General features: G+C 34.7%; 6 protein-coding genes. All 6 read right to left on the bottom strand.

The genetic code is table 11. The annotated features are described in order from the left end of the window. Positions 1–1,976 (bottom strand): hypothetical protein (locus H510_RS18855; RefSeq protein WP_036692807.1); only part of this gene is annotated, 1,976 nt, incomplete at its 3' end. Between the two features lie 33 nt (positions 1,977–2,009). Next, complete coding sequence (locus H510_RS0112595) at positions 2,010–2,552, bottom strand: hypothetical protein (RefSeq protein WP_026904654.1); 543 nt, start codon at positions 2,550–2,552, stop codon at positions 2,010–2,012. A 1-nt stretch (position 2,553) separates the two neighbouring features. Beyond that, positions 2,554–3,105: a 3'-5' exonuclease gene (locus H510_RS0112590; RefSeq protein WP_026904653.1), complete on the bottom strand. Its 552-nt coding sequence runs from the start codon at positions 3,103–3,105 to the stop codon at positions 2,554–2,556. A gap of 4 nt (positions 3,106–3,109) precedes the next feature. Further along, positions 3,110–3,724, bottom strand: a complete 615-nt coding sequence (locus H510_RS0112585) for a hypothetical protein (RefSeq protein ID WP_026904652.1) — start codon at positions 3,722–3,724, stop codon at positions 3,110–3,112. A 9-nt stretch (positions 3,725–3,733) separates the two neighbouring features. Next, positions 3,734–6,886 (bottom strand): hypothetical protein, encoded by a 3,153-nt coding sequence (locus tag H510_RS0112580; protein ID WP_026904651.1) that lies wholly within the window; start codon positions 6,884–6,886, stop codon positions 3,734–3,736. 2 nt (positions 6,887–6,888) lie between these two features. Then, on the bottom strand, positions 6,889–8,700 hold a 1,812-nt coding region (locus H510_RS20245; RefSeq protein WP_036692804.1), incomplete at its 5' end, for a hypothetical protein.

The raw sequence follows: 8,700 nt of genomic DNA, 5'->3' as shown, positions 1-8,700 counted from the left end.
ATATATTCGGTGCCACTGCCCGGATTACCTTCATTAGCAGCTGATGGTTGTTTCATAGACAGGTAACCTTTGATGATAACAGCCGCTTCTGCCGCACTGCTTTTGGCAGGGATAATCAAATCAATGCTGATGCTCTGTATCCTAAAGAAAACATGTAAAGGTCCATTATCTACCGTGAAGTATAGCTTTACACCATCTCCACGGGCATCTATCCCTCCGGGGTTAATATTTATTCCTCCATCAAAACCAAAGAACCAGTATTTTCTGAGTAGGCCATTATGCACTTGCTCATGCGTACCATGGTGGATGGCGGTAATGGTGATAGCAGCAGGGCCTAATTGTAGGTTTTTAGGTGTTTTAAGCTTAAATGCACCATCTAAGCCTAGCAGCTGGATGCTGCCATCGTCCCAAATCTTTAAACCAATTTCTAATGGACCATCGAATATTTTCCCAACGGCAGATTGCGAATCAAATAGCAAACCCCCAGTGGTACCAATAAAATACCTGCTATCTTGCCTGCCTAAGGTTAAGCTTTTTACAAAGAAGGTAAACACGCCTTCTACAATTAGCGGAATACCATCTGCTTCAATAGCTGTAATGTTGAAATCTCCGTTGCCATCAAAACTGACTAGTACAGCAATCTCAGCATCGTTGCCTAAAGCATCCTTAAAACCTTTTACTTTTAAGCTACCGCGAATATTAGAGCTGATGATGCTGTTTTGAAGAAAAGTAATATCGAAAGCGTTGAGGGCTATTTCAAAACCACCAATTTTTTTATAGAGTAAATCGGTATCATTATCCCGCTGTAAACCAATGGTGCCAGAAAAACCTCCGGTGCCGATGAATAGATTTTTACCGATGATTTCTACTGAGTTGGACGGAGCACCTGGGTTTTGTAACCAGGTTTGGGGTAGGCCAACGGTGGCAGATTCTATGAATACACCAGTAAAATCATTGCTATAGCCGGCTGCATCTGCTTGAGGAATATTAGTATTCGTACTTAGATCCAGTAAAGCATTGGTGAACTCGATAATTAAGCCGGTATTACCAATTTGAGAGTATTGTGGTATTAGAGAACCTCCTATTTGCGCCTTGTAGCCTATGCCTGCTTCTGTATCTGCGTAAAGTATGGCTTCAGCGAATTTGAATTTGGTAGTACCTGGTAAAACATTCCCGTTTACGTCTACTGGTTGTAATACGTTGGTTGGAAATTCTATAGCAGCAGAAAGCTTTAAGCTTACTTTGGCTTTGGGTTTAATCAATTTACGTATAAAGGCTTCTATTCCTTCTGGTACAATAAGGTTATAAAATTCCTGTAAACGAGTATTTACTACTTCTAAATCATCATCCAGCAGGTAAAGGCCAAACATTAAAGGCGAAACACTTTTTGGAATATTGGAATTTTCATTGATTAAGATCACTACTGAGGAAACAGTTGGCTCTTCATTAGCGGGTAAAACTAAGCCTGCCGAGGGGTAGAGCAAATTGATATCACTCACCAACTGTTCAAATTTGCTGATAGTATCGTTTACAGGTTCTACAAAATAATTGAGGGTATGGGCCAATACCTGGTCTTCTGATACCCTGAATATTTGTAAGCCCAGTTCATAGAATGCTTCTGGTGTAAAAGAAAAACCTGATAATTTAAATGCCCGTAGATAAGCTAATATTTCCCACTGGTATTCCAGAGTAACTGGGAAAGATGAAATATTGGGATCTCCTTGTTCATCCGGGTTTAAGATTAAACGTAAGCCAAAAGGCAGGTTTAAGCCAATTTCCCTTGAGACAATATCCAGACTGTAGAAGGCAGCATCACCCCGATAGCTTTTAGAGTATTGCAGGTTTTTGTAATGGATTTTATCAAAAATAGCATTTAAACCCTCGCGAGCGAAGGATAAGAACTCGGGTAAATCATCTAAAGTAATGACTTCTGATAATTTTGGATAGTATCTTTTAGCTACGGCTGTTGTCGGCATGTTTTTCTGGTTTACTTTTTAAGCAATTGGTTTTTATGGGCAAAAATCATAACTGTTCCATAACGAGATCACTATATGATTGATTTTACCTTTTTTATAATTCAATTCAATTTCTTTTTCTGCAAGGATATTTGATGAATTTAAACTCTCATTTAAGAATCTGAATTTCCGACTTTGTTTTTTCATAATTTGTCCGGCGTATTTATTGATAATTAACAATTTACTACCACTATTAATTAGTTCTATACTATTGAATTTCACATTGGATTTCTCTGTATATCCTTCATCACAATTTATATCCAATACCCCGGATTTGACCTCAATATAGTCAGGCTTAAATCCTGAAGAAGACGTATTAACAGGCAGCTTACATAGGATAACATGTTTGTCTTTTTTAAAAGTCCCTGCTGGTAATCCAAAATAGCTGTCAATATCAAGACTATCAGTATTAATATGAATGTCGAATACAGCTTCATTACTTAAAATACTTCCTTGCTTATAAACACTGAAAACTCGTATCGTTATCCAGAATATGATAAAGATTATAGCTATGGCATACAATATATTTCTCATCATATTATTTCTTCAATATCAATTTCAATATCTTGGCTATATTTTTTGCATCATCCACGCCTCGATGATGAGTTCCTTCTAATGGAATATTTAATCTTTTCAATGCCTTTTGCATTCCTAACCCTTTTTCTAGATTTAACTTTCTAGACAAGAGCGTCTTCACATTGATATGGCTTGAAGACATGGGATATTCTACATTAAACCTTTTACATTGTTCTAAAAGCATATTTTTATCATAAGCACCATAACTGGCCCAGCTATAATTCAGAGAATGATATTTTTCTCGCAATAAAACAATAGCTTCTTCAAGTGATCTTCCTTCCTGCTCAATCATTTCCGGAGTGATAGATGTTAGCTGTGTACAAAAATCACTAATATCTGAATGAACCGGCTTAACTAAAATACCTTCATTTGCTTCGATTTCGCCACTATCAACATTTAGAATACATAGGCCAATTTCTATGATTTCACTATTTTGTTGCTGGTAAGAACCATCTTCTCCCCAGCAGGTAGCCTCAAGGTCGATAACAAGTATTTTATCTGCTTGTATAGCCATTTTATTATGTTATTGGAGGCAGAAAATCCGCAGTTAAATAGTAATTGTACATAGCATCAGAGAGTACAAAGTAATTTCTGATCTCTTGTATGTTCGATTGACGAAACCATTCGCTGTCGTAATCATGCATATAGTTAAATTCACAAACATCCAAACTACCGTCAGGATTATAATCAAATGAACAATAATGTGTGCTTCTTTCATCTATATACTCGCCAATATATTTTCCTGTTTGTTCAAAAACAGGTTGATTGGTCTGTAGATCCAATTGCTGGATACAAATTGTTTCATTATCACTGTTTAATAACTTTTTATATTTTGATGCTACAATTGAACTACCAGCAGTATAACCATTAGCACTTTCGACAGTATAGTTCCCATATTCCTCCCTTTGTATTATATGATATCGTATATTTAGTGGTATTAGGAGTAATTTAGCCTGTGCTTCAGTCTCTTCAGTATCTAAGTAGTAACTGATAAATACCAACTTACCCGATCTTATTTCTTCCTTTTTTTTCACCAATCCATCTGGCAATAAATATAGTTTATCATAATCCTCTGACCGAGACGCCTGTTGTTCGGTAATTTCCTTTTCAAAAATTTTATATCTAACTATCATTGTGTTTCTTTAATTAAGTATAATATCATGTGAAGGAGGTAAATTCCTCAATTCATCTTCTACAGGAAAGATATTAAAATCAAATTTACCTTTTACCGTTATCGGTTGATTTACCATGTTTTCTAATTCATTCTTCAAAGTATAAAACACTTCATTTTCAAACCGTACCATGCATTCAGGTCGAATCTTACCTTCCGAAAAGGAAGTTTTAAAGGAACTTTCAATTTTACTTATTAATTTGTCCGATACCTTCTCTGCCTCCTTTGCTAGATTATAATTCTTTTCGAGTCGGTTCAAATGTGCTTTTATCTGAGCCTTATTCATTGTTTTGTTTATCAAATCTAAATCTGGGGGGGAAACTTTTGTTAAAGAAGAGCCTGTTATAGTAATTTCCTTTAAATCATTACCAAAACCATATTTATTGATTATAGTCTTGAACTCATTAATGAATAGTTGAAAATGAGACTGGTTCGAAAAACAAAAAGGAACTTTATTTCTAACTGTTAAAAAGTTATGATAATTAGTCATCCAGTTCATAACCTCAATTTTTGTTTCCTGCTTACCTATACGATAACTTTTTATAATCAAACTCTCTGTTACAGAAGTTGTGTTACCCGGTGTATTAATATCTCCTAAGCCTAAAGCTCTACCATGTTCAGCCATCTCCTTCAGTTCTGTTGTATTATTTAAGAAATCTCCTGTATTTCTATATCGCTGTACCCTTTTTCCACTTACAATTTCAAATCCATCCGCTACATATCTTCTGGTTGAAAACCTGGGGTAGTTTGTAGATGGAATCCCTACAACCAAATCTTTTCGTCTCCAGTAAAATCTTGCATTTTCTACAATAACTCTATCTATAACTTTATTTATAAATTGTGTTATTACGTTAATAGGAATAGGTAGTAAAGAACTGAAGAATAGATCTTTACCAATATTGCTTATAGCTGCGGCAGTATTTTCAATTGCTTGTGTAGAACCAGGCGTATTTAAATCATTCAACTTATTTTTTATATTTTGAATAATTTCAGCTTCATCAACACCTCCTCCTGCAGCTTCGATTACCGTGGCAGCCTGCTTTTTCATTATCAAACTCGCTAAAGAATCTACTGAATTTAGAGTCAATATTGACATTTGTAATATCGAAATATATTTCTTCATCGATTCACAAAATTCATCCCCCTGTTCACAGGTTACAAAATTTGCCATAACTCCTAGCACATCAGCAGTGAACTCCACCCCGCCAACAACGATTCTCATTCCATTAAGAGTAAACAATCCAACAGTTTCTGTACCTGTTGCAGCCCAGCGAAGATGGCGTAATTTAGCCAAATTGGTTACTCCTCCAACAAGCGATACTACATCTAATGCATATCCCAAAATAGTTTCGGCATCGCTCCTATCACCTGCAGAATCTATGAATTCTAGTAGGAAAATAGGGATAAGTGAATTAATATTTTCACCGTTTACATTTACATCATCCCCATCTACTGTAGTAAAAGCTACTTTACTATCAATATTTGCATTCAATAGACTTACCGGCTGGTAAATATGGTAATTCCCATATAAAGTATCCCTATAGATAGGTATTGGAACCTCTTTATTCGGATCATCATTACCATATCTATAATCTTGAGTTAAGTCCTGATAGGCTAATACCGTCTTGCCTGAAATTTTAAAATTGAAGTTATCAAAATAAATACCTATAAATTTTTCTGACTCATACGGCATTAAGATAGGTGCAGCTGTTTTTCTAATCTCTTTATGAATATACAAAGGAGGACCTACATAGTTTGGACTTGTTTCGAAAGGGAACACATCATAAGATGTTACATGTGTATAATAAAACTCACTTTGAGGTAAGTCATTATTTGGATAGCTAAACGATGCAAGATTTGGATCTAATTCTTTAAAAGCGATTTTACTAGGTTTTATCGAACCGTCTAAAGTATAGGGATTGTATTTACTGTATGTCCAAAGTGCATATAAGGCCTGAACAAATTGTTCTTTAGTTTTTGTTGGTTTAAATTGTGTATTGAAAACCCAATTTGATAATTCCTGTGTTCCTGCTAATGTATTTGATGTTGTGGTTAATTGTCGATAAAGTGTCTCATAAAGTGTTTTATCTGAACCTTCATCTGGTTTAATTACTAATAATTGATCAAGAAATGGATCTATCTGGGTAATAGTATTATTATTGTTAAAAGATAATGCAATTTTTACCACAAGTTCTTCCTGGGTTGTTCTTTCGTAGATTTTGCTTAAGAGATTTTTAGAAATATATTCCAAAAGTCGCCATTTATATTCAACAGGTAATATTGATAAGTTTCCAGCAGATAAGCCCATAGCTAACCAATAAAGTTTTTTGAAACCTGGAGTATCTAGTATAAGTAATTGATTAGAATAGGCCGTTTTATAAAAGCCTAAGATATTATTATAATAGTTGTTGAGATCATCTAATGTTGGATTATTAAAAATATTTCCGTTTACCCATTCCTCGTTTTGGCTTATTGTGAATTCAGATAAATTATCTGCTCCCTGTAGATTAAACATAGGAAAAATCTCTTTATTAATCATGTTAATGACTAGTGCTATTTTTGCTATTAAAACAGCAGCCTGACCTTCCTCTTCTCCTAAAAAGATATCTAGCAATGAAATCTTATTTTTATAAAAATCTGTTGCTGCTACAAACAAGTTGTTCAGCTTAATTGATATAGGTTCTATATTATCTGGAACTTTGATTCTTAGATTACTAGGATCTATTACATCATTAATATTACCACTATATTTAAAATTGTAAATACCTACAGTACAAAAATTATCATAAGGCATCTTCAAAACAAGTTTCTGTACTTTGATATCGTCATCCTTCTTAGCATATTTTACAGAAATATTTTTTTCTAATGCATGCTGTTTAAGTATGTTAATATCCTTTGTTATTGTTAAATACTTAAGAAAAGAATCTTTCGTATAATATCCTGCTGAAACAGGATTAGCTTGATTCTTTAAATCGTCTTTTCTAAAACTATCTTGTTCTACATGTTTATAAACTATATCTCCAATATTAAACTGTACAAGATAACCATCTAAATCAAATGCTAGTTTCGACAAGTTGTCTGTTTGTATAACTCTGATAGTTTTTAAAATTGCTGCGTTAGCCATGGTTATAGTGCAAAGGGTAGATTAACATTTAAATCCAAACTCATAGAAGACAATGGATTCTCTTCCATATACTCTGAATATCTTCTAGTAACATGATAATTCCTATCAATAGAATATACTATAATACTTTCACTTGGTTCAAATAATACAGTGATTCCATTACTATTTTCCCCTACTATTCCTAATTCATATTTTTTGTATATTATATTTTCAGGCGATACTAGATTTGTATTTTCATTCGAAACATCAATTAGAAACAGTTTTGAGTTCACTAGGTTATTCGTATTCACTAGTCCTGTCAAAATATCGTTCTCTTCTTTAGTAATTCCTAAAATGACCTTATTGGGATTTGTGTTATCTAAGGATTTTAATTCCACCCCAGTTATAGCATACACATCGTCAGAAAAAACTGTTAATGTGTAATAGTAAGGATCAGGCAATCTATATATGTTATTTCCATCTACTGCTCCTGAAAGTGAAGGAGTGGCATTAGTTCTGGCAGTAATAGTTCCCGCTACAGATGTAACATCACTCAACAAATCTACCGCCTCAGTAATATAGGTTACCCTTCTTAATGCAGGCTCATTCTCCTCTGTAACTATCTCATCATTCACCATTACCGTCTGTACTGCACTAATGCCCTGCTGTTTCTGATCATAATAATGATTAATCAGTTTCGGTCTTTGGAAAGTAATACTGCTATACGAAATATCTATAGTAGCCTGCAATAAGGGTGTAGCTTGTAATTCGCCAAATACATCATCAAAAAAATTGGGAGATGCGTAAACATCTTCTTCTTCATTATCCTCATTGATGATCTGCCCGGCCAAATAGCTATAAGTTTTACCCTGGTAAAGCAGGATGTTAAAAGTTGCTATCGTATTTTTTGCTCCTACTGCTCCGCTTGCCGGGTTAGAGAGGGTAATGGTTTTGGTGAAAATACTTTCATTACCTTCCGTATCAACTGCTTGTTTCAGGTTATCCGCATCTATAAAATTATTAGCCTGGGCGTTATCTATTTGTGCCACCTGGCCATACAACATGGCATTTTGGTTATTATCTGTTACTAGTTGCAAATAAAGCTTGTTGCTTGTCTCGCTATGGTTCTGAGAGTCGCTCAGGATCAACAATGGCCAGCTATCAGTTTGGTAAGCTGCTTCTGCTAATGAATTTTCTGTATCACCTATTTTAAGACTATTAGCAGAGACATCATCTATAAGGTAATTATTATAAAAATTATAGCTGCGGGTACGGTCGCTCTGGATATACAGGTACAGGTTGTTTTTAGTATAAAAGTTCTGGATGACATCTGTGTAGATCTGTTGGTTGTTCTTAACCTGTACTGCTCCGGTGTGCTTTAATTTTACTTGTCCTTTATCTGTAGAGGCATGAAAACCAAAATAGGCTGCTGCATCTAAAAACTGGAAGATTTGTTCTTTGACTTGTTTTTTTATAAAGGCATCTGTAATAGCGGCAATGTTTATTGTAGCTTCTGTTGCTCTTGCATAGGCCAGGTTAAAAGTAAAGGCTGCGCTGTTTACTGGTTCTTTATAGTCGCCGTAATTTAAAACGATGTCTATTCCGCATTCTCCGCTAATAAAATTTCCTAAACTTGCTCCGGCTTCTATTACGGGTAATTCATAAGCTGTTTCTTCGTCTTCTGTAAATTCTCCGTTGCTTTCTATATAGGCAGTTTCTTTAAAAAAGAACTGGTCTAAGAGTAGTGTATCTGCCTGTACCGAAGGATTATAACCTATGTATTTAGCCAGAAAATCTGGTGCAGGCTCTTGTGAACTATTATTAGCATAAAAATC

The organism is Pedobacter glucosidilyticus DSM 23534 (assembly GCF_000425145.1).
Classification (GTDB): Bacteria; Bacteroidota; Bacteroidia; order Sphingobacteriales; family Sphingobacteriaceae; genus Pseudopedobacter; species Pseudopedobacter glucosidilyticus.
This window is presented reverse-complemented; position numbering and strand designations above follow the sequence as displayed.